The 21352-nt window shown below is 54.4% G+C and carries 19 protein-coding genes and 1 riboswitch; of the genes, 9 read left to right on the top strand and 10 right to left on the bottom strand.

Going from position 1 to position 21352, the window contains the following annotated elements:
• Positions 1-10: 10 nt before the first annotated feature.
• Positions 11-625: a glutathione S-transferase N-terminal domain-containing protein gene (locus tag ACIQ47_RS05985; RefSeq protein ID WP_396437279.1), complete on the bottom strand. Its 615-nt coding sequence runs from the start codon at positions 623-625 to the stop codon at positions 11-13.
• 135 nt (positions 626-760) lie between these two features.
• Between ACIQ47_RS05985 and purB the strand changes: the two genes are divergently transcribed.
• The 3 genes from purB to ACIQ47_RS05970 all read left to right on the top strand — a co-directional run bounded on the left by purB (position 761) and on the right by ACIQ47_RS05970 (position 3996).
• Complete coding sequence (gene purB, locus ACIQ47_RS05980; protein WP_396437278.1) at positions 761-2161, top strand: adenylosuccinate lyase; 1401 nt, start codon at positions 761-763, stop codon at positions 2159-2161.
• A gap of 103 nt (positions 2162-2264) precedes the next feature.
• A complete protein-coding gene (locus tag ACIQ47_RS05975) occupies positions 2265-3431 on the top strand; it encodes an ATP-binding protein (RefSeq protein ID WP_396437276.1) in 1167 nt (388 codons plus the stop codon).
• Positions 3432-3435: 4 nt separating this feature from the next.
• Positions 3436-3996 (top strand): YaeQ family protein, encoded by a 561-nt coding sequence (locus ACIQ47_RS05970; protein WP_108354434.1) that lies wholly within the window; start codon positions 3436-3438, stop codon positions 3994-3996.
• Positions 3997-4021: 25 nt separating this feature from the next.
• Here ACIQ47_RS05970 and argC read toward each other — a convergent pair whose 3' ends face one another.
• Complete coding sequence (argC, locus tag ACIQ47_RS05965; RefSeq protein WP_396437275.1) at positions 4022-4945, bottom strand: N-acetyl-gamma-glutamyl-phosphate reductase; 924 nt, start codon at positions 4943-4945, stop codon at positions 4022-4024.
• A gap of 174 nt (positions 4946-5119) precedes the next feature.
• On the opposite strand from argC, the gene sucC reads away from it, so the two are divergent.
• The 6 genes from sucC to ACIQ47_RS05935 all read left to right on the top strand — a co-directional run bounded on the left by sucC (position 5120) and on the right by ACIQ47_RS05935 (position 11046).
• The gene (gene sucC / locus ACIQ47_RS05960; RefSeq protein ID WP_396437274.1) at positions 5120-6280 is read left to right on the top strand and encodes an ADP-forming succinate--CoA ligase subunit beta; all 1161 of its coding nucleotides are present in this window, start codon (positions 5120-5122) and stop codon (positions 6278-6280) included.
• Positions 6281-6374: 94 nt separating this feature from the next.
• Positions 6375-7271, top strand: a complete 897-nt coding sequence (gene sucD, locus ACIQ47_RS05955; protein WP_396437273.1) for a succinate--CoA ligase subunit alpha — start codon at positions 6375-6377, stop codon at positions 7269-7271.
• A gap of 149 nt (positions 7272-7420) precedes the next feature.
• Entirely contained in the window at positions 7421-8131 is a 711-nt protein-coding gene (locus ACIQ47_RS05950) for a TerC family protein (protein ID WP_396437272.1), read from the top strand.
• Between the two features lie 150 nt (positions 8132-8281).
• The gene (locus tag ACIQ47_RS05945) at positions 8282-8764 is read left to right on the top strand and encodes a pilin (protein WP_396437271.1); all 483 of its coding nucleotides are present in this window, start codon (positions 8282-8284) and stop codon (positions 8762-8764) included.
• Between the two features lie 62 nt (positions 8765-8826).
• Complete coding sequence (locus tag ACIQ47_RS05940; protein ID WP_396437270.1) at positions 8827-10293, top strand: Wzy polymerase domain-containing protein; 1467 nt, start codon at positions 8827-8829, stop codon at positions 10291-10293.
• A gap of 105 nt (positions 10294-10398) precedes the next feature.
• Complete coding sequence (locus ACIQ47_RS05935) at positions 10399-11046, top strand: response regulator transcription factor (RefSeq protein WP_396437269.1); 648 nt, start codon at positions 10399-10401, stop codon at positions 11044-11046.
• 24 nt (positions 11047-11070) lie between these two features.
• A riboswitch (S-adenosyl-L-homocysteine riboswitch) is annotated at positions 11071-11171 on the top strand.
• Positions 11172-11342: 171 nt separating this feature from the next.
• Here the strand turns inward: ACIQ47_RS05935 and ACIQ47_RS05930 are convergent.
• The 8 genes from ACIQ47_RS05930 to ACIQ47_RS05895 form a co-directional block, all read right to left on the bottom strand.
• Positions 11343-12812 (bottom strand): FGGY-family carbohydrate kinase, encoded by a 1470-nt coding sequence (locus ACIQ47_RS05930; RefSeq protein WP_396437268.1) that lies wholly within the window; start codon positions 12810-12812, stop codon positions 11343-11345.
• A 2-nt stretch (positions 12813-12814) separates the two neighbouring features.
• Positions 12815-13144, bottom strand: a complete 330-nt coding sequence (rhaM, locus tag ACIQ47_RS05925) for an L-rhamnose mutarotase (protein WP_396437267.1) — start codon at positions 13142-13144, stop codon at positions 12815-12817.
• Positions 13141-14103, bottom strand: a complete 963-nt coding sequence (locus tag ACIQ47_RS05920; protein ID WP_396437266.1) for an ABC transporter permease — start codon at positions 14101-14103, stop codon at positions 13141-13143. The genes rhaM and ACIQ47_RS05920 overlap by 4 nt, the downstream gene beginning before the upstream one ends.
• Complete coding sequence (locus tag ACIQ47_RS05915; protein WP_396437265.1) at positions 14100-15083, bottom strand: ABC transporter permease; 984 nt, start codon at positions 15081-15083, stop codon at positions 14100-14102. The genes ACIQ47_RS05920 and ACIQ47_RS05915 overlap by 4 nt, the downstream gene beginning before the upstream one ends.
• On the bottom strand, positions 15080-16600 hold the full coding sequence (locus tag ACIQ47_RS05910) for a sugar ABC transporter ATP-binding protein (protein ID WP_396437264.1): 1521 nt from the start codon (positions 16598-16600) through the stop codon (positions 15080-15082). Before ACIQ47_RS05910 ends, ACIQ47_RS05915 begins: the two co-directional genes overlap by 4 nt.
• Before the next feature lie 70 nt (positions 16601-16670).
• On the bottom strand, positions 16671-17663 hold the full coding sequence (rhaS, locus tag ACIQ47_RS05905; RefSeq protein ID WP_396437263.1) for a rhamnose ABC transporter substrate-binding protein: 993 nt from the start codon (positions 17661-17663) through the stop codon (positions 16671-16673).
• A gap of 112 nt (positions 17664-17775) precedes the next feature.
• Positions 17776-19065 (bottom strand): L-rhamnose catabolism isomerase, encoded by a 1290-nt coding sequence (gene rhaI / locus ACIQ47_RS05900; protein WP_396437262.1) that lies wholly within the window; start codon positions 19063-19065, stop codon positions 17776-17778.
• 21 nt (positions 19066-19086) lie between these two features.
• Positions 19087-21195 carry a bifunctional rhamnulose-1-phosphate aldolase/short-chain dehydrogenase gene (locus ACIQ47_RS05895; RefSeq protein ID WP_396437261.1) on the bottom strand — a complete coding sequence of 703 codons (2109 nt, stop codon included), beginning with the start codon at positions 21193-21195 and terminating at the stop codon, positions 19087-19089.
• Positions 21196-21352 lie beyond the last annotated feature (157 nt).

The following is a 21352-nucleotide window of genomic DNA, read 5'->3' as shown; positions in this document are numbered from 1 at the left end:
CACAGCGTCATCAAGTCGGCGAGGTGTCGATGAAGCTAGGCCGCTGCGCCAACTTGTCGTGCAGCTTGAGCAGATTGGGGTATGGCGTGCGCCAGTCGATTTGAGGGAAGCGGAAATCCAGATAGGCCACGGCGCAGACCACGGCAATATCGGACAGACTCAGGTGGATGCCGGAACAAAATGCTTTGTCGCCCAAACCGGTGCTCATGGCACGCAGCGCGTGCTGTATCTTGTCAAGCTGGCGATCGATCCAGGCCTGGCTGCGTTGGCTGTCTTCGCGGCCGGTCCAAACGGCCTCCATGCGGGCCAGCAAGGCCGCGTCCAGCAGGCCATCGGCCAGGGCCTCCCAGGTTTTGACTTCCGCGCGCTCACGACCGGCTGTTGGAATGAGTTTGCCCACCGGAGACAAGGTGTCCAGGTACTCCACGATGACGCGCGAATCAAACACCGCTTCACCGCCCTCCATCACCAAACAGGGCACTTTGCCCAAGGGGTTGGAGGCGTGTATCAGGGTCTGGGCCGACCACACGTCTTCGGTGACGAACTGGTAGTCCAGTTTTTTCTCGGCCATGACGATGCGAACCTTGCGAACGTAGGGGCTGGTGACAGAGCCGATGAGTTTCATAGACATTGGGGCCAAGGAGATAAGATCCTCGATTCTAGGTGATCCCAGTGTGGGTGCCTTTGAGCATTAGCCAATTGGGTAATGGCCTGGGTGCCTTGGCCAATACCGCAAGAATGCGGCACTTACAATCCACGCATGAATTTCACCCCTATTTCCGCCCTGTCCCCTCTGGATGGCCGTTACGCCAGCAAACTCAATGCCTTGCGCCCGCTCATGAGCGAGCAGGGTTACATGCACCGCCGCGTTCAGGTCGAAATCGCCTGGTTCATTGCTTTGTCCGATGCAGGTTTTGCCGAATTCAAGCCCCTGACCCCCGGCGCACGCGCCTATTTGACAGCGTTGGTGAAGAACTTCTCAGAATCCGACGCCCTGGCCATCAAAGATTTTGAAAAGATCACCAACCATGACGTGAAAGCCGTGGAGTACTGGATCAAGTCCAAGTTCCAGGACCGCCCCGAGCTGGAAAAAAGTGCGGAGTTTGTGCACTTTGCCTGTACCAGCGAAGACATCAACAACACCAGCCACGCGCTGCAACTCAAAGGCGCACGGGCTCAAGTCATTTTGCCCGGCCTGGACGGGTTGATCGCCAAATTGCGCGAGATGGCGCACACCTTTGCCGACGTGCCCATGCTCAGCCGCACGCACGGCCAGACCGCCAGCCCCACCACGGTGGGCAAGGAAATGGCCAATGTGGTGGTGCGCTTGAAGGGCTGCCGCGAAAAAATCGCCGCTGTGCAATTGATGGGCAAGATGAATGGCGCGGTCGGCAACTACAACGCCCACTTGTCGGCCTGGCCCGACTTCGACTGGGAAGCCTTTGCCCGCAAAGTGGTGGAAACCCCGGAGATCAGCGAAACACACAGCAGCCAATGGGGTTTGGGTTTGACATTCCAACCCTTCAGCATTCAGATCGAGCCGCATGACTACATGGCCGAGCTGTTTGATGCCTTAGCCCGCACCAACACCATTCTGATCGACCTGTCGCGCGACATTTGGGGCTATGTGGGTTTGGGCTATTTCAAGCAGCGCTTGAAAGCCGGTGAAATTGGCTCTTCCACCATGCCGCACAAGGTCAACCCGATCGACTTTGAAAATGCCGAAGGCAACCTGGGCTTGGCCAATGCCGTGCTCAAGCACCTGAGCGAGAAGCTGCCCATCAGCCGTTGGCAGCGTGATTTGACCGACTCGACCGTGCTGCGCAACATGGGCGTGGGCTTGGGATATACCGCGCTGGCCTATGCGTCCTTGATGACCGGCCTGAACAAGCTGGAACTGAACGAAGAAGCGCTGGCCGCCGATCTGGACGCCGCCTGGGAAGTCCTGGCCGAGCCGATCCAGACCGTGATGCGCCGCTATGGCGTACAGGGTGCTTACGAAAAGCTCAAAGAAGTCACCCGGGGCAAGACGGTCACGGCGGCCGACTTGCATGGCCTGATTCAAGGCCTGGAGATTCCGCAAGCCGACAAAGACCGCCTGCTGGCCATGACGCCTGGCAGTTATGTCGGCAAGGCGGCCGAGCTGGCCCGCCGGGTCTGATCGGTTCACCGGAAGCGGTTTATCCAGGCGGGTTGCACCGGGTGATTTCAACCCGATCTATACAGATTGAAGATCATTTCTTCAATCTGTATAAAATAGCCCCATGATCGAACGACAACTTGCCCCTGCGCTCCGACGTCTGGCCGGGTCGTTTCCTGTGTTGGCCATCACCGGCCCCCGGCAATCGGGCAAAACCACGCTGGCCCGTCATCTGTTTCCTGACAAGCCGTACATCTCGCTCGAAGACCCGACCGAGCGCGCTTTTGCAGCCGAAGACCCCAGAGGGTTTTTGGCACGGTTTACCCAAGGCGCCATATTTGATGAAGCCCAGCGCTGGCCCGACCTTTTTTCATACCTCCAGGGGATGGTGGATGAAGACCGCACACCTGGACAGTTTGTCCTGACCGGATCGCAGCAGTTTGGCTTGATGGCCGGTGTGACGCAATCCTTGGCAGGCCGTGTGGCCATGTGCCGTTTGCTGCCATTTTCAGCGGCAGAAATTGCAGGCGTAGGCAATGGTCAGGCCACACTGGACGAAGTGCTGTGGCGAGGCGGCTATCCAGCCTTGAACATGAATGCAGTCACGCAGCCCACCGACTGGTTTGCCAGCTACATCACCACCTACCTGGAGCGGGATGTCAGGCAGGTCTTGCAAGTGCAGGATCTGGCAATTTTTCAGAGATTTATTCGCTTGTGTGCGGGCTGCACGGGCCAATTGCTGAACTTGAGTGCGCTGGCCAGCGAGGCGGGCATCACCCACACCACCGCGCGCGCTTGGTTGTCGGTGCTTGAATCGAGCGATGTGCTTTTCGTGCTGACACCGTACCACCGCAACTTTGGCAAGCGTTTGGTCAAATCACCCAAACTCTATTTTGTGGACACAGGCTTGGCATGTTGGTTGTTGGGCATTCGTCAGCCGGAGCAACTGAGCCTGCACCCTGCGCGTGGGGCGTTGTTTGAAAACTGGGTCGTGACCGAGTTCCTCAAGCACAGGACCAACCAGGGGCTGCCCAGTGATTTGCATTTTTGGCGTGACAACAACGGGTTGGAAGCGGATCTGCTTTACGAAACGGGCACAGGTCAGTTGCAGACCGTTGAGATCAAATCCGGTCAAACGCCGACAGGCGACTATGTACGCGCTGGCCAGCGCTCTGCCAGCATGGCAGGCAGCGAGGCCTGCCCCCCTTTATTGATTTACGGCGGCGAAATGTCTGCCCTGCGCAATGGCGTTCAGCTGTTGGGCTGGCGCATGTTGGCTCGCAAAGACTGAACCCATGGCCCTCAAATCCACCATCTACAAAGCCAACCTGTCGATCGCCGACATCGATCACAGCTATTACGAAGACCACCAGCTCACGCTGGCGCGTCACCCCAGCGAGACCGACGAGCGCATGATGATCCGCCTGCTGGCACTGGCCATCAACGCTTACAAATTGCAGGCCGTGTGCAACGGCGACGGCAAGCTGGCTTTTGGTGCAGGCTTGTCTGACCCGGATGACCCGGATTGCAGCTTGCGCGATTTCACGGGCCGCACCCGCATGTGGATCGAAGTCGGCCAACCCGAAGACAAACCCATCATGAAAGCCTGCCAGAAGGCCGACGAGGTGCTGCTGTATTGCTTCAACCACGCAGCCGAAGTCTGGTGGAAAGGCATCGAGACCAAGCTCACCCGATTGGACAAGTTACAGGTCTGGCGCGTGCCCACCGAGGGCTCCCAAGAATTGGCAAAGCTTGCCGAGCGCAGCATGCAGCTGCAAGCCACCCTTCAAGAAGGCAGCGTCACCTTCAGCAGCGACAAAGGCAGCGTGCACATTGAGTTGATCCGCTGGAAATGAACGCACAGCGGGTACAGCGTTAGGCTCACAAACCCAACATCAATTCGATGTTTTGCACCGCCGCGCCGCTGGCTCCTTTGCCCAGGTTGTCCAATCGGGCGATCACCACGGCATGTCGTGCCTCTTGATTGGCAAATACCCGAATCTCCAGCTTGTTGGTGTTGTTCAGGGCGGTGGCGTCCAGTTTGGCGTCGGCCGTGGCGGGCAGCACGCTCACCCAGCCGCCTGCAGCATGGCTGGCCGCGTAGTGCGCCTGCAAGGCCGCGTGCAGGTCTGTGCCCGTGGGCTTGCCCGGTAAGCTGTCCAGATGCAGCGGCAGTTGCACCAACATGCCTTGGCGGAAATTGCCGACGGCAGGCACAAACAAGGGCCGCTGGGTCAGTCCGGTGTAGTGCATGATTTCGGGGATGTGCTTGTGCTTGAGGCCCAGGGCATAAGCCTCAAATAAGGGAGCCCGGCCTGCTTCGAAATCTTCGATCATGCTGCGGCCGCCGCCGGAGTAACCACTCACGGATGGCAAGCACACTGGAAAATCCTGCGGTAGCAAGCCCGCGTCGATCAAGGGCCGCAAGATGGCGATCGCACCTGTGGCATAGCAGCCGGGGTTGGCCACGCGCTGGGCCTGACGAACAGCGGCGGCCTGATCAGCGGCCAGCTCTGGAAAGCCAAAGACCCAATCGGGGTGGCAACGGTGCGCGGTGGAGGCGTCCACAATGCGGGGTTTTGCACCCGGCAGGCTGTCGATCATGGCCACCGACTCGATGGCGGCATCGTCGTGCAGGCACAACACCACCAAATCAGCGGCGGCCATCAGCTCGCGTTTGGCTTCGGGGTCTTTGCGACGGGCCGGATCGATGCTCAGCACCTGCACGTGCGGCATCAGCGCCAGGCGCTCACGGATCTGCAAACCGGTGGTGCCCGCTTCGCCGTCGATGAAAATTTTAGCCATGGTATTGCTTTCTGCGGAAATATGCAGCCCAGCGTCAAGACAATGTAAGACACAGTGCTCAGGATTGGTGCGTTGCAGCATGATACAGTCGCGGGCTGCAGTGTCCAGAGCCTGTTGACGGTTGAATCACCGCAGCAGACCGGTCAAATCAACCACCCTCTGAGAGTAGACCTCATGAAGATTCACGAGTACCAAGGCAAGGAAATCTTGCGTCAATTCGGCGTGCCTGTTCCGCGCGGCATTCCGGCATTTACCGTTCAAGAGGCGATCGAAGCCGCTCAAAAATTGGGCGGCCCTGTGTGGGTGGTCAAGGCCCAGATTCACGCCGGTGGCCGTGGCAAAGGCGGCGGTGTGAAGGTGGCCAAAACCATTGACGACGTGAAGCGCATCGCTGGCGAAATCCTGGGCATGCAGCTCAAGACCCACCAGACCGGCCCCGAAGGCCAAAAAGTGCGCCGCCTGTACATCGAAGACGGCGCCGACATCAACAAAGAATATTACGTGTCCGTGGTGACCGACCGCGCCACCCAAAAGATCGCTTTCATCGCTTCCAGTGAAGGTGGCATGGACATCGAGGAAGTGGCCCATTCCACCCCCGAGAAAATCATCACCGAATTCATCGATCCGTTGACCGGTTTGGGTGATGCACAAGCCAAGAAAATCTCTGACGCGATTGGCATGCCAGCCGACTCCACCGCGCAGGCCGTGGATATCTTCAAGAAGCTGTACCAGTGCTACATGGAAACTGACGCGTCTTTGGTGGAAATCAACCCCCTGAACCGCGACAGCAAAGGCAACGTGATGGCTCTGGACGCGAAGTTCAACTTCGATGCCAACGCCCTGTTCCGTCACCCCGAAATCGTGGCTTACCGCGATCTGGACGAAGAAGATCCGGCCGAAGTGGAGGCTTCCAAGTTCGACCTGGCCTACATCAGCCTGGACGGCAACATCGGTTGCCTGGTCAACGGCGCTGGCTTGGCCATGGCCACCATGGACACCATCAAGTTGTTTGGCGGCGAGCCCGCCAACTTCTTGGACGTGGGCGGCGGCGCCACAGCCGAGAAAGTCACCGAAGCCTTCAAGATCATGTTGGCCAACAAGAACGTCAAAGGTATTTTGGTCAACATCTTCGGCGGCATCATGAAGTGCGACACCATCGCCACCGGCGTGATCAGTGCCTGCAAGGCCGTGAACCTGTCCGTGCCACTGGTGGTACGCATGAAGGGCACCAACGATGAGCTGGGCAAGAAGATGCTGGCCGAATCCGGTCTGCCGATCATCTCGGCCGACACCATGGCCGAAGCCGCGACCGCCATCGTCGCTGCTGTCAAGTAAATGTCTTTGTGGGACAGATCTTCAGCTCTGTCCCCAACTGATTAACTTTGCGGGACAGATCTTCAGCTCTGTCCCCAACTGATTAGGAAAACCCATGTCGATCTACATCAACAAAGACACCAAAGTCATTACCCAAGGCATCACCGGCAAAACCGGTCAGTTCCACACTGAAAAGTGCCAAGAATACGCGAATGGCAAGAATTGCTTCGTCGCGGGCGTGAACCCCAAGAAGGCGGGCGAGTCCATCTTCAACATCCCGATTTTCGCCTCCGTCAAGGAAGCCGCCTCACAAACTGGTGCGACCGTGTCGGTGATCTACGTGCCCCCAGCAGGCGCAGCAGCAGCCATCTGGGAAGCTGTTGAAGCCGACCTGGACTTGGCGATTTGCATCACCGAAGGCATTCCAGTGCGTGACATGCTCGAAGTGCGCAACAAAATGAAGGCCAAAGAAGCGGCTGGCGGCAAGCGCACGCTGCTGCTGGGCCCCAACTGCCCTGGCCTGATCACCCCTGATGAAATCAAGATCGGCATCATGCCCGGTCACATCCACCGCAAAGGCCGCATCGGCGTGGTGTCCCGTTCGGGCACCTTGACTTATGAAGCCGTGGCGATGTTGACCGAAGTCGGCTTGGGCCAGTCCAGCGCCGTTGGTATCGGTGGCGACCCGATCAACGGTTTGAAGCACATCGACGTGATGAAGGCTTTCAACGACGATCCCGACACCGACGCCGTCATCATGATTGGCGAAATCGGCGGCCCAGACGAAGCCGAAGCCGCCATGTGGTGCAAGGCCAACATGAAGAAGCCTGTGGTCGGCTTCATCGCAGGTGTGACTGCCCCTCCCGGCAAGCGCATGGGCCACGCAGGTGCCCTGATTTCCGGTGGTGCCGACACGGCCGATGCCAAACTGGCCATCATGCAAGAGTGCGGCTTCATCGTCACTCGCAACCCGTCTGAATTAGGCAAATTGCTCAAGGCACAGCTGAAGTAACCGGGACTTTCCCTCGGGCTGCAAGCCCGCGCCCTGGATGGGGCTGTGGTTTACCACAATAGCGAAGCCGGATGTTCTGCGAAACAATTCGGCTTTTCGTTTTTTGAAATCATGACTCGCTGACTCCGTTTCAGCGTCAAAGGAACACCGTGGAAGAATTTCTGACCGCTTCGTTCTGGGTCGCTGTGGCCCAGATCATCATGATCGACATCCTTTTGGGTGGCGACAACGCTGTGGTGATCGCGCTGGCTTGTCGCCAGTTGCCCGCGCACCAACGCACCAAAGGTATCATGTGGGGCACAGCCGGTGCCATCATCTTGCGTGTGATCCTGATCTTTTTCGCGCTCACCTTGCTGGCCATTCCTTACCTCAAGTTTGTGGGCGCCGTCTTGCTCATCTGGATTGGTGTGAAACTGCTTACCCCTGACGCCGACGATGACCACAGCAACATCCAGGGCAGCGACAAGCTCTGGGGTGCGGTGAAGACCGTCATCATCGCCGACTTGGTCATGAGCGTGGACAACGTGATCGCCATCGCCGGTGCTGCTCAAGCTTCCGGCAACCCTGACCACCAGATGCCCCTGGTCATCTTTGGCCTGTTGGTCAGCATCCCCATCATTGTTTGGGGCAGCCAGCTGGTGCTCAAGCTCATGGACCGTTTCCCGATGATCATCACCGCAGGCGGCATGCTGCTGGGCTGGATCGCGGGCACCATGATGCAAACGGATCCCGGCTTGGTGGCTTATTTGCCGCAAGACAAGGTGTGGGGTTATGCCATGGGCTTGGCCGGTGCTTTGCTGGTGTTGGTTTTGGGCAAAATCATCATGGCACGCCGTCCGGCTACGCAAGAAGCAGCTTAAATCAGCCCCTCCTCTTGAGCCCCAAGTCGTCTCGCGACTTGGGGCTGTTGTTCGTTTATGGGTTCTCTGTTCTCCACAGCGACAAAACACACTGGAGTTTGATGGGGGGATGATTTACCATCCCTACTCATTAACCAGGGAGCAAATGCCATGCAAAAAAGGCAGCAAGGCTTGACACTGATTGAGCTGATGATCGTCATTGCAATCATTGGCATTTTGGGCGCTTTGGCGCTACCGGCCTACCAGGACTACAGCATCCGGGCCCGGGTGTCCGAGCTGTTGCTGGCTGCAAGCGGGTGCAAAACCGCCGCCAACGAGGCGATCACTTCGGCTTCGCAGGCCGATGTTTCTGCCACATTGCCCCTTGTCTGTGAAAACCAGACCAGCAAATACGTCAGCCGCATCGGCGCCGATGCCAATGGCGTCATCACCGTGGTGGGCAACCATGAGACGCTGCGCGGCAGCACCAGCGCGACGGCCAACAGCATCAGCCTGACGCCTATTCAGACGGGCAGCACCCCAGTCAACGGCAGCACCGATGGTGGCAAACCCATCGCCACCTGGCGCTGCGGCCCGGCGGCCACCAATGGTTTGCCGGCCAAATATTTGCCCGCTTCGTGCAAGGCATCTTGACCTTTTTGACCACGCTTGAACGCCCGGCCCTTGTCGGGCGGTGGTTTGTGGACTGAGCTCCGATGCCCGCGTTTCGGTCGACAGCGCAAGGCACTGGCCGCATCCACCATGTGTGGCTGGTGTTGCTGTTGGCGTGGCCCTGGGTGCAGCCTTTTACCAGCCCCCCTTTGCCCAATGCGTGGCCATGGTTGATCAGCTGGACTTGCTTGGCATTGGCGCTGTTGGTGTCCCAGCGCCTGACGGTGGCCGTTGTGGTTCAAAGTTGGGCTATCGCGGCGTTGCTCAGCAGTGCCATGGGCTTGGTGCAGTTTTTTGGCCATGCCGAGTTTTGGGCACCTGCCTTGCATGTGCCCGACTATCTGGGGGACGCCATGGGCAACTTGCGCCAACGGAACCAGTTGGCCAGTTTGCTGGCCATGGGCATCTTGGCGGTGATGATCTGGCGTGCACTGGGCCTGTCCATTGCGAACAGCCTTTGGATGCTGGCCTTATTGGCCATGGGCATGGCCGCGACATCTTCGCGCACAGGTTTGCTGCAGCTTGTGTTCATTGGCCTGTGGATGCTGTGGCACCGCTCGGCCCCCAAAGGGCGCGAGGCATTGACCCTGACTGTGTTTGTGCTGGGCGTGTATGCCCTGGCTTCTTGGGTTTTGCCTGGGTTGTTGCAGCAGCTGAGTGGACAGGCCACGGACAACGCCATGGCGCGCATGGGCGCCTTGGGCGGCTGCGGCAGCCGCCAGGTGCTCTGGTCCAATGTGCTGCACTTGGTGGCGCAAAAACCGCTGGGCGGCTGGGGCTGGGACCAGCTGCGCTATGCGCACTACATCACCGAATACCCATCAGAACGCTTTTGCGACATGTTGGGCAACGCCCATAACCTGCCTTTGCACATCGCGTTTGTTTGGGGCGTGCCCGCCGCCTTGGCAGGCATGCTGGGCGTGTTGGTGTGGGGCATTCGTGCCAGGCCGTGGCGCTACAAAAGTGCAGGGCATCAGCTGGCGTGGGGGGTGCTCGGTGTTCTGGCTCTGCACAGTTTGCTGGAGTACCCGCTCTGGTACGGTCCCTTTCAGGTGGCCTTGCTGCTTTGTCTGTGGCTCATGGGAGGGCGGGTTTGGCAAGTTTTCCAAGACAGGGCTCGCACCACCGGAGTGGGCCTGGCTTTGCTGGGCATTTTGGCCTTCATTGCCTACGACCATGCGCAAGTTCAACAGATTTATTGGCCAGCAGCACAACGCTACAGCGTCTGGCGTGACCAAGCGTCGCAAGTGGCGCAACGTGCCTGGTTGTTTCGCGCCACGGCCTTGTTTGCGCAGGTCACCATCACGCCGGTGCATGAAGGCAATGCCCGCGCCATGCTGGAGGACAGTTTGCGGGCCATGCACACTTCGCCCGAGCCGCGCGTGATTGAAAAACTGCTCGACAGTGCCCAGCTGCTGGGCGAAGACGCTTTGTATGAGACGCACAAAGAGCATTTTCATCGGGTTTATCCTCAAGCCTATCTTGCTTGGGTCCACCATCGCCAACCTTGAACAGCACGACAGAGCAAGATCAAATTTCTAAAAATTACCCAATTGGTGCATTGCATAAACCGACATATTTGATAAATTAGAGATAAATGAAATATTAGTACTTTAATGAAAAAACACCTTGGACATATTTTTTTGGTGGACGACAACCCCGACATGCGCTTTTATCTGAGCGACATGTTGATCCTGCTCGGGTACACGGTCAACAGTTATGACAATGCCACTGCATTTCTTGAACAATCGATGGACATATCGCCCGCCGTGGTCTTGCTGGACATGCGCATGCCTGGCCTGAATGGGCTGGAGTTGCAAGCCAAGCTGGATGCTCTGGGTCGCAAAACACCCATCGTGTTCATCAGCGGTGAAAGTAACAAGGACGAAATCATCGAAGCGTTCCGACTCGGCGCGGTCGATTTCCTGCTCAAACCCTTCAATCGGGAAAAACTGTGCCAAGTGGTGGACAAGGCCCTGGACATGGACCGACAGCGCAACCAAGAGTTCATCAACACCGATGCCTTGAGGCGTTCCTTCGCCACGCTGTCCACCCGTGAGCAGGAAATCTTCGTGCTCATTGTGCAGGGCTTGACCAACAAAGGAATAGCCGAAATCACCGGCATCCAGCCGGGTACCGCCAAGAAACACCGGTCCACCATTTACCAAAAGTTCGGAATCAGCACGAGCGCAGAACTCATCAGCCAGTGCAAGGGTGTCGAATTGAGCAAACTCACGCAAGTGCAAACCTTGATGGAGCAATGATCGGGCAAGGTTAAAATCACGTTCTTACCCAAGGAGCGTTGCAGCCCGCCGCCGTTAAGGTGCAGCAGGTCAGGCTTGGGGCCGTTCAATGTCTGAATGATTTTGCACAACGACGCTCACCTTCAATTCCAAGGTGAGCCCGTGTCCGTTGTCGCGTCTGAAATCGTGTCTGTTCCCCCGATTCGTCGAAAATTTTTTAATTATGATATATTTCACACAATTAATCTCTGGAATCATTTTAAATACCATGTTGGATTTTATAATTTAATTTAAAACAGCTAAATACTAAATTTATCTTATTTGCCATCCAATAATTTTAACCATTCGGCATAATGCGATTCAATATTTTCATATGTGAATTTCTGAACCTTTTTTAATTTTTCAGCGACCTTAAACTCGGTCCAGTTTGCCAAAATCCAAGCACCTCGTGCCGTCCCCTCCAAAGATTCTTCATTTAAATATATTTCAATAAATGGGATTAATGCTTGTACAACAGAAAGATATACCTTATTTTTCACTAAGGGGCCATCAATCACCACACGATTGCATTTCCGCGAATGCACTTGATGATCGTTACGCCACAAGCGATTAATTAAATAAACTGTAACTTGAGCACAATACAATGCAGCCATTGATGCTCGCATATCATTGGTAAAATGATCGCCGATAGGTGAATGATAAATATTTTCATTGCTCATAACATGCCCACTGAGGCGTCTAAATGGGCCCCCTTGTTGCGTCCACGATGGCATTATCTGAACTTTATTTTTTAATAATTTTTGAATGCCTTCAACCGTAGCCTCCTCTGGCAAGGCATCTTCTAATATGATTTCGAACTCTCGTCCACCCATGAACCGTGCCGTTGGTGTCACTCGACCAAGTACATCCACATTGGCCAACATATCATCACGATCATGCAGTCCGAGGGTCGATGCACCGGGTGCCATCAGCACCGTCCAAGTTCCTGAAGAAACTACCGTTAGATTATTTTGGGACAGATTCTTCGAATCAGGATCCACAAAGTACCGAGCCAGACAGGCATTGCTGTCATGTACACCCACATGAACCTGACAACCTTCAGGTAAGCCCCAGTTTTGCACTACCTCTGATTGAACACACCCCAATACTTCCCATGCAGACCTTAGCGGTGGAAAAAATTTGTCCCAACCAGCTTGGCAAGCCATTGCAGAAAAGCAAGACTTGTATGGATCCCAAAGGTGAGTGTGACAACCCAAAGATGTCACTTCTGTGGCAAATTGCCCGGAAAGTTTCCACGCCCAATACTGGGCATACGGAAGCAGATAACGTGTTCGCTTCCAAGCCAATGGATAGAGATGTTGAACTGAAAATAGTTGGCTTGCTGCGTTGAGCCCGGCGGGCAGTTCGGGAGAAAACGTAAGTTCATAAGGATCTGCAGCCTTAGAGAAAACTGCCCGCAAATCAGGCCTAGTAGCTAGGGCATCCCACTCGTAGTCCAAAGGCTCCCAAGCCAACCCGTCATCAGACAAGGCAACAAAGGCAGCGCCGTGGGTTGATGCGATTGCCCGACTGCAAAACTTGGCGTTTTTAGATGCGCGCAGAGTCTTTATCATCCACAACTCCAGACCATGAACGTCAAGAGCTGGGTACCCCAATGGTGATAGCACACTGGCGTTATTGCGGCTATGTTGTTCCTGAACCTCTCCTTCGGCATCAATGAGCAATAGCTTTGCGTGAGTTTTGCCGATGTCGATAACCAGCGTCAGTGATTTCGAACGTGTATCCACGATCAGTCCATGTGAAACATGCAGTCCAAAGGCTCAGCCAAGGGAGAGCCGTCGGGGTTGGTGCGCATGATGTCTGACATATAAGCCCACCAACGCCGCATGATCGGATGGTGTTGCAATTCTTCCATCGTGTGCTGCGGCAAACGGCGCAGCACCGCAAAAAGCACATGGTGCTCACGATCAAAGTAAATGCTGTAGTCCTCAACACCAGCCCCTTTGAGTAACTGGTGCAGTTCGGGCCATAGGGCGTCGTGTCGGCGCTGATACTCGTCAGCGCACCCCGGATTGAGCATCATCCGGAAAGCATATTTTTCGGTCGATCCCTTTTTCATACAACCGTCTCGCGTCGTTTGAGCAAACGGGGCAACACCATGGCAGCAATAAGCAAAACACCAATCAACATGGACATCACGATACCCGTCACATTGACCATGCCCATGGCAAACGTAAGCAAGCCCAACAGCAAAACCGCTAACACGACACCAATGAGGCTGCCGCGTCCACCCTCGATAGCTATGCCGCCGAGTATGACCATGGTGATGGCATCGAGCTCCCAGCCCATAGCGATGTTGGGACGCGTACTACCAATGCGACCTGTCAACATGACCGCCGCCAAAGCGGCCATAAGGCCCGAAAACACAAACAAAAAGAAACGGTAACGGTCCACTTCAATACCTGAAAAGCGTGACGCGATTGGATTCGCGCCTATCGCAAACAAGCGTCTGCCCACCACACTGCGGTGCAACACCAGACCCACAGCGATGGCAAATATCACAAAGACCACAAACCCCAGGGGCAACGTTAACCAAGGCTGGCCAATCACTTCGCCCAGATAACCGTTACCAAAGGTTGAGAAAGCCTCGGGGTAGCCGGATATTGACTTATCGCCTAAAAGTACCTGCGCTACCCCCCGGTAAAGGGAAAGTGTGCCGATAGTCACCACAATAGAAGGCAACTTGTATTTTGTAACCAGCCAACCATTAAACGCTCCTGCAACCCCGCCTGTCGCAAGTGCTGCAATCACAATAAGCTCTGGTCCAGCACCGGCCTGCATGGCATAGCCCATTGACAAAGAACTTAACGCCAAGATAGCGGCTATTGATAAGTCGATTTCGCCACAAACAATAAGAAGTGCAAGCGCCAGCGCCAGAATGCCCTTTTCACTGTAGTTGAAAGTGCTATCAGCTAACGTTTCGGGCGTAATGAATCCTGGCTGTATTAGGCCGAATACGACCAACAGCAATACCAACAGTGCCAAAAGCACACGCTCCCAAGTATTCCAGGCTCTCATGTGCGCACCCCTTGTTTATCAAGAATCTGGCGACCAGCAACACGATCGGCTCGGGCATTTACAGCGACTGAAATCAAGATCACGGCACCAGCAATAGCCTGCTGCCAAAAAGGCGACACTTGAATGACCGGTAACGCGCCATTGACCACGCCGATAAATAACACCCCCAAGGAAGCCCCCACGACAGATCCCACGCCACCGCCAATGCTGACTCCGCCGATGACGCAGGCGGCGATCACAGTCAACTCATATCCAGCAGCCAGTTCGGTGAAAGCAATCGAATAGCGACCAACCCACAATAAGCCGGCCAATCCCGCCAGCATGCCCGAGATCGTGTAGACGAGAAACAAACGACTCGCAATGGAAATACCGACATACTGGGCAGCATGCGGATTGTTTCCAAGAGCGTAAATCTCGCGACCCTCATGGCGGTAGCGCAGAAAGAGTGCTCCCAATGACACCACGGCAATTGCAATCCAGACCAACGCTGGCAAACCCAACCAGACTTCGCGAGGCAATCCTTTGATAGATGTATGAATATCTTGATCGGATATCCATGCCCCATTACTAGCAACAAAAATCGCGCCACGATAGGCGGACAGCGTACCCAAGGTCACCACGATTGGCGGCAGATCAAACCGTGTAATCAACCAGCCATTTATTGCGCCAAGTAAAGCGCCGACCATCAAAGCAACAAGTACCAAAACAAATAGCGGAGCACCGGGCCATGCACGCCCCAACAAGGCACATACCATTCCAGTCAAGGCCAAGTTAGAAGCAACCGACAAATCGATACCACGGGTAAGCAGCACGATCATTTGACCCAACACCAAAATGGCCAGAATTGACGAATCATTAGCGATATCGAGCGCATTGCGCCAGGTCAGAAAGACGGGAGCCCGAAATCCCACCGCCAATGCGATCACCAGAATGATGGCCAACAACAGCCATTCGCGTCGAATGGTCCACTTTACGTTCATGCGCTCACCTCTTCAATGACCGTGTGGCTTTTATCCAAACCGGATGCCACTGCAACTACGTTTTCAGCCCGAACATCTTCTTTGGAAAACTCGGCTACCTGCAGTCCACGACGCATGACGATGGTGCGGTGCGCCAGATTCAACACTTCAGGCAACTCTGAAGACACCAAAATCACTGCCAGTCCTTGGTTGACCATTTCAACAATGAGCTGATAGACCGCTTGCTTTGCACCAACGTCGATGCCTTTGGTGGGTTCGTCGAGAATCACAATCTGGGGGTCAAGTCCTAACCACTTTCCAATCACCACCTTCTGTTGATTGCCCCCGGACAAACCAGACAGCAATGTGTCTTGCGTTGACGTTTTGATACGCAGTCGTTCAATCATGCGATGGCTGATTGAAGTTTCTTTGGAGTGCGATAACCACCCCATATTGGCAAAGTGTTTTAGCCCTGCCAGGCTTATGTTGTGCTGTACTGAAAACGAAAGAATTCCACCTTGACGCTGGCGCTCCTCTGGCACATAAGCTATTCCAGCTGCAATTGCATCACCGGGCTTTTGAACCACCAATCGCTTGCCGCACATTTCCAAATGGCCCGTCGCGTTTGGATTCAAGCCCATGATGGCCCGCATTGTTTCACTGCGTCCCGCACCAACCAGACCATAGAAACCCAGAATTTCGCCACGACGCAGAGTGAACGACACATTGTGGAATTCAGTTGGATGTGTGAGCCCTACCACATTGAGCACAACCTCACCAAGTTGGGAGTGCACTTTGGGATAAATTTGATCAATTTCACGACCTGCCATCAGCTTGACCAGTTGCTGTTCGGTTGTATTGACGATTTCACCAGCACCAACCGTCATGCCATCGCGTAGAACCAAATACTTATCTGCCACAGAAAATATTTCATCAAATTTATGTGAGATGAAAATAATTCCAACCTCATCTGCGCGGAGCTTTCGAACAATGCCATAAAAATCGCGAATCTCTGCCTGCGACAAGGCGGCCGTTGGTTCATCTAGGATAACTATCGAGGCCTTTTGCGACAACGCTCTGGCAAGTTCGACCAAATGGCGTTCTGCCAAACTGAGGTTCTTGACCAGTTCTTTGGATGTAAATCTTGCGCCAATGTAATTAAGCACCTCTTGTGCACCCAAGTGCATGGATGGCCAATCAATATAGACCCCACGCTTAAGGTATCGTCCCACATAAATATTCTCTGCGACGGTAAGCTCATCGAACATTACCGTTTCTTGATGAACAGCCATGATGCCAGCAGCCTGAGAAGCTTGGGCATTTTGGAATCTGTGGTTTTTGTCTTTCAGCTCGATACTGCCATCATCAAAAGGCACAACTCCCGTAAGTATCTTAACCAGAGTTGATTTGCCCGCACCATTTTCTCCAATCAGCGCCAAAACTTCTCCGGCGTTGAGGTCTAGGTTCACACCACGCAGAACATGAACTGGGCCGTAGCGTTTGTGAATACCACGCAATTGCAACAAACTCTGTGACATATAGATCCCAGATTTCCGAAAAATTACGACCCCAACTCAGTGGGGTCGCCCATCACGCAATCAACGACGGTCAGAAAAATTTGGCAAATTTCTCAACGTTGGTGGCATCGTAAGTAAACGGTGAAGACATCGCCGCCGTTCCGTCTGCGCCAATGGTCACGGTGCCGACACGACCCAGTGAGACTTTTTCTCCGGCTTTTCCGGTGGCTTTGCCAGAGATGAATTGACTGGCGGCATAGATGGCAGAGTAGCCAAGGTCAATCGGGTTCCAGATAGCGAACGATTTAACCGCACCGCTCTTCACATGGCCCGCCATTTCAGACGGCAAACCCAAACCAGTCACAAAAATGGAACCGACTTTTTTCTCGTCTTGTACCGCTTTGGCGGCAGCGGCCACGCCCACGGTTGTCGGCGCGATGATGGCCTTCAGATTGGGGTAGCTCTTGAACAAACCTTGCGCTTCCCGGTAGCTCTTATCGGTTTGGTCATCACCGTACACAACACTCACCAACTTGAGTCCCTTGTACGCGGGCTGGGCCAAAACTTTTTTCGCTTCATCAATCCAGATGTTCTGGTTGGTCGCTTGAGCGGTGGCGGACAGAATCGCGATTTCACCGGTGTTACCAATCGCAGATTGAGTCATTGTTACAAGCTTTTCTCCAATCAATGAATTGCTGGATGGATTCAAGTGAAACAGACGTCCGTCTTTGCGCACGCCGGAATCAAAAGAAATGACTTTGATGCCACGATCCAATGCACGTTTGAGTGCAGGAGCCACCGCATCCGGATCGTTGGCGGAAATTACGATAGCAGATACTTTTTGAGCAATCAGCGAATTGATGATTTCAATTTGACCTTCGGCTGTCGCTTTGGCAGGGCCGGTATAGATGATCTCGACGCCTTTGAGTTCTTTGGCCGCTTCTTGAGCACCTTGGTGGGCAGCATCAAAGAATCCGTTGCCCAGGCTCTTTACCACCAATGCAATTTTGTCTGCAGCCAATACAGGGCTGGACAAGGCTGCGCCCAATGCGATTATGAGCAGTGTCTTTAGTTGTTTCTTCATGGTTGTCTCCTGATATGGAAGTGATTTAGCAAAAAGCCTTTCGGCCAGACTCGAAATCGATGAATTAATCACTCGATTCGATTGGGTTGGGTGCCTGCCATAGCGAACACCTTCATACGATGCCGCCGCCGCCGCCAATTGCAGCCGGGCGTTCTTTACCGACGCGCAGTCGGTATTGACTTTCGCGATAAGTGGCAATTGGGTCGATGGCGCCGCCCGCATCCAGTCTTACGCGTTGGAGAATGGGCGTGACATCGGTTTCGAAGCCACGTTTGAGTGTCTGACTTGCGAGCAAAGCATCATTGCTCTCTTGTGCCGCATCCAAGGCGAGCCTATCCACAATCAGCGCTTGTGCGTAGCTGCGCTGCACCTGTGTCGCACTTGAAATCAGGCTTTCAATGGGATCCGTCACATTGTGTGATTGATCCAACATGTAAGCCGGATCAAAGCCAGCCACACCCTCATGCTCAGCCGCCACCAATTCATTAAAAACGAGGAAGAGTCGGTAGGGAGCCACGCTGCCAGCATCCAAATCATCATCGCCATACTTGCTGTCGTTGAAGTGAAAACCTGCCAGCTTGCCTGCAGCGATCAGGCGCGCGACGATGAGCTCAATGTTCACATTGGGCGCGTGATGGCCCAGGTCTACCAAGCACTGCGCCTTAGGACCGAGGGACGAGGCTGCAAGATAGCTGGAACCCCAGTCTTGAATCACGGTGCTGTAGAACGCCGGTTCACAAATTTTGTGCTCCAAAAACATTCGCCAATCATCAGGCAGAGCGGCATAAATTTCGTGCGCACTTTCCAAGTAACGATCGAATGCACGTCGGAAATGTTGCTGCCCCGGAAAATTACTGCCATCACCAATCCAAACTGTTAGGGCCTTGCTGCCCAAGCACTCACCGATTTGAATGCATTCAATGTTGTGTGCGACGGCTTGGGCGCGGGTTGCGGGTGATGCATGAGTCAAGCTACCAAACTTATAGCTTTGGGCTTGACCCGTTTGATCGGAAAAAGTGTTGGAGTTAATGGCATCAAAGCCCAAGCGATACGAATTCGCGGTTTCGCGCAACTCGGACCAGTCGCTGCATTTGTCCCATGGAATATGCAAAGACACCGTGGGAGTGGCGCACGACAGCTGATGGATAACACCGCAATCCTGCAGCTTATCAAATACGTTGCGGGGCTCCCCAACACCGGGAAAACGCGCAAAGCGAGTGCCCCCTGTCCCCACGCCCCAACTGGGAATCGCAACACCAAATGCCGCTACTCTTTCACGTATTTTTTCAATATCGATGTTCCGTCGCGCAAGTTGCTCACCGAGGTGCTCATAGTCGTTGGCCACATGGCGATTCAAATTGTCATTGTTCGACTGAATGAGGCTGGAATCAATTAGAGTCATGATGTGTTTCGTATGCTTGATTCAGCGTGTAAAAGCGGCGAGGTTGCCTGCATCTACGTTTAGTATGTTGCCGGTGCTCTTACCAGCAAGATGTTCTGCGGCAAGAAAATACGTGGCTTCGGCAATGTCTTCGGGTAGTACGCTGCGTTTAAGCATGGATCGATCTCGATAGAAGGCTTCCAATTCGCCTTCACCGATATTGTTGGCGGCCGCCCGCTCTTCACTCCACTTACCACTCCAGATTTTGCTGCCGCGAATGACTGCATCGGGATTGACCACGTTAGAACGAATGCCCAAAGGGGCGCCTTCCAACGCGAAGCTGCGAGAAAGCTGGATTTCAGCGGCCTTCGCAGCGCAATAAGCGACCGCCTGGTTGCTGGCGACCATGCCATTCTTGCTGGCAATGAACACCATGGATCCGCCGACACCTTGAGTTTTCATGAGCCGGAACGCTTCTCGCCCCACTAGGAAATAGCCTGTTGCAAGAATGCTTTGGTTGCGATTCCACAACGCAAGCGATGTGTCTTCAATCGGCGCAGCAGACGCAATACCTGCGTTAGACACCAAAATGTCCACGCCTCCGAACTCCAGTATGGCCTTGGTATATGCAGACACTACCGAATCTTCACTGGTTACGTCAGTCGCTACTCCGCGAACTACGTCTTTGCCGTACTTGGCCGCGAACTCTTTAACGGTGTGTGCAAGGGCCCCTTCGTCAATGTCAGCCAAGACCACGCAAGCACCCTCTTGAAGATGTCGATCCACAATTGCGCGACCAATACCACCAGCGCCACCCGTTACAAATGCCACCTTACCGACCAATGGCTTGGATTTAGGCATACGTTGCAGCTTGGCCTCTTCAAGCAACCAGTACTCAATGTCAAAGGCCTCTTGTTCGGGCAGGCCCACATAAGTATCAACCGCACTGGCTTCACGCATGACATTGATGGCGTTTACATAGAACTCACCCGCGATGCGAGCAGTCGCCTTGTCTTTGGCAATAGACACCATGCCGATGCGGGGCAAGAGGATGATGACCGGATTGGGGTCCCGCAACGCAGGGCTGTTCGCACGCTTGCAGCGCTCATAGTAAGCCGTGTAGTCGGCTCGATAAGTTGCCAATTTGGCTGCGATCGCGTCGGACAATGCTGCTCCAGTCAACACGTATTCCGACTCTTCCAGAATCAATGGCTTAATCTTTGTGCGCAGGAAGTGGTCAGGGCAGGATGTCCCCAAAGCTGCGAGACGGTGCATTTGGACGCTATTTACAAATTCGACCACCACAGGTTGGCGGTCAACGTGCAGGAGCTTGTGGCCGCTCTGGGAAGCGTGACCGCGCAACACTGGAAGCACGCGCGCAAGAACGGCATCTTGTTCACTCATTTCCAGGGGCTTAACTTTGGGGCCTCCAAAGGCAACGGCGTTTCGAGCTAAGCTCTCTTGGGCTAACCAAGTTTGAGCGTGTTCGATAACCGCTACTGTGTTTTCATAGCAACTGCGGGCGTCGTCGCCCCAAGTGAAAAGGCCATGCCCTGCCAAAACCAGCCCCTTTAGTCTTGGGTTAGCGGCTACGTAGCGCTGCAATTGCAGGCCAAGCTCGTAGCCGGGACGACGCCATGGCAACCAGCCGATTTCTCCACCAAATGCCTTTTTGGTCATTGTTTCGCTATTGACCATGGCGGCGATTGCGATCACCGCGTCTGGATGCATATGGTCCACATGTGCGAATGGCAGATAGGCATGCAACGGCGTATCGATGCTGGCTGCGCGTGGATTGAGGTTGAATGTGCAATGCGGTAGATATGCAACCATCTCATCTTCGTGGTCTGGGCCTTTGTAGATGCCTTGTAAAGCGTTGAGTTTCTCAAGGTAGAGCGTAGAGAACCCGTCAAGCTTCATCGAACCCACATCTCCGCCAGAGCCCTTAACCCACAAAACAGTGACTTTCTCCCCCGTCAACGGGTCTTTTTGGTGAATTTTGGCAGAGGTGTTGCCACCGCCGTAGTTGGTGATTCGCAAATCTGATCCCAACAAGTTTGAGCGGTAAAGAAGCAGTTCAGGCTCGCTTAAACCTGCCGCGTATTCAGCATTCCATTGGGGAAAAGCAGTGGGGTTTGTCGTCGTGGTCATTTCGCGATCTGTTGTGTGTTGTTGGGGAAGACTTTATTGGTGTACTTGCATAGGTGCAATGCATACTTTTTTATTTATTTGATTAGTTTTGCTGATGAATCGTTACAATGAAAAATTGACACTATGACCCATGTACATTCAACAACTGTTCAGTATC

The sequence above is a fragment of the Limnohabitans sp. genome (assembly GCF_044373035.1).
In the GTDB taxonomy this organism is placed as follows: Bacteria; Pseudomonadota; Gammaproteobacteria; order Burkholderiales; family Burkholderiaceae_C; genus Limnohabitans_A.
The sequence above is the reverse complement of the archived record's forward strand: the minus strand, read 5'-3'. Positions and strand labels throughout refer to the sequence as shown.

Bases quoted from the DNA above. Each gene is read 5' to 3' on its own strand.
- ACIQ47_RS05935 (WP_396437269.1), top strand. From the start codon at position 10,399: ATGAAAAAACACCTTGGACATATTTTTTTGGTGGACGACAACCCCGAC.
- ACIQ47_RS05910 (WP_396437264.1), bottom strand. From the start codon at position 16,600: ATGTCACAGAGTTTGTTGCAATTGCGTGGTATTCACAAACGCTACGGC.
- ACIQ47_RS05970 (WP_108354434.1), top strand. From the start codon at position 3,436: ATGGCCCTCAAATCCACCATCTACAAAGCCAACCTGTCGATCGCCGAC.
- ACIQ47_RS05945 (WP_396437271.1), top strand. From the start codon at position 8,282: ATGCAAAAAAGGCAGCAAGGCTTGACACTGATTGAGCTGATGATCGTC.
- ACIQ47_RS05915 (WP_396437265.1), bottom strand. From the start codon at position 15,083: ATGAACGTAAAGTGGACCATTCGACGCGAATGGCTGTTGTTGGCCATC.
- sucC (WP_396437274.1), top strand. From the start codon at position 5,120: ATGAAGATTCACGAGTACCAAGGCAAGGAAATCTTGCGTCAATTCGGC.
- ACIQ47_RS05895 (WP_396437261.1), bottom strand. From the start codon at position 21,195: ATGACCACGACGACAAACCCCACTGCTTTTCCCCAATGGAATGCTGAA.
- sucD (WP_396437273.1), top strand. From the start codon at position 6,375: ATGTCGATCTACATCAACAAAGACACCAAAGTCATTACCCAAGGCATC.
- ACIQ47_RS05940 (WP_396437270.1), top strand. From the start codon at position 8,827: ATGCCCGCGTTTCGGTCGACAGCGCAAGGCACTGGCCGCATCCACCAT.
- ACIQ47_RS05985 (WP_396437279.1), bottom strand. From the start codon at position 625: ATGAAACTCATCGGCTCTGTCACCAGCCCCTACGTTCGCAAGGTTCGC.
- rhaM (WP_396437267.1), bottom strand. From the start codon at position 13,144: ATGAAAAAGGGATCGACCGAAAAATATGCTTTCCGGATGATGCTCAAT.
- rhaI (WP_396437262.1), bottom strand. From the start codon at position 19,065: ATGACTCTAATTGATTCCAGCCTCATTCAGTCGAACAATGACAATTTG.
- ACIQ47_RS05975 (WP_396437276.1), top strand. From the start codon at position 2,265: ATGATCGAACGACAACTTGCCCCTGCGCTCCGACGTCTGGCCGGGTCG.
- purB (WP_396437278.1), top strand. From the start codon at position 761: ATGAATTTCACCCCTATTTCCGCCCTGTCCCCTCTGGATGGCCGTTAC.
- argC (WP_396437275.1), bottom strand. From the start codon at position 4,945: ATGGCTAAAATTTTCATCGACGGCGAAGCGGGCACCACCGGTTTGCAG.
- ACIQ47_RS05920 (WP_396437266.1), bottom strand. From the start codon at position 14,103: ATGAGAGCCTGGAATACTTGGGAGCGTGTGCTTTTGGCACTGTTGGTA.
- rhaS (WP_396437263.1), bottom strand. From the start codon at position 17,663: ATGAAGAAACAACTAAAGACACTGCTCATAATCGCATTGGGCGCAGCC.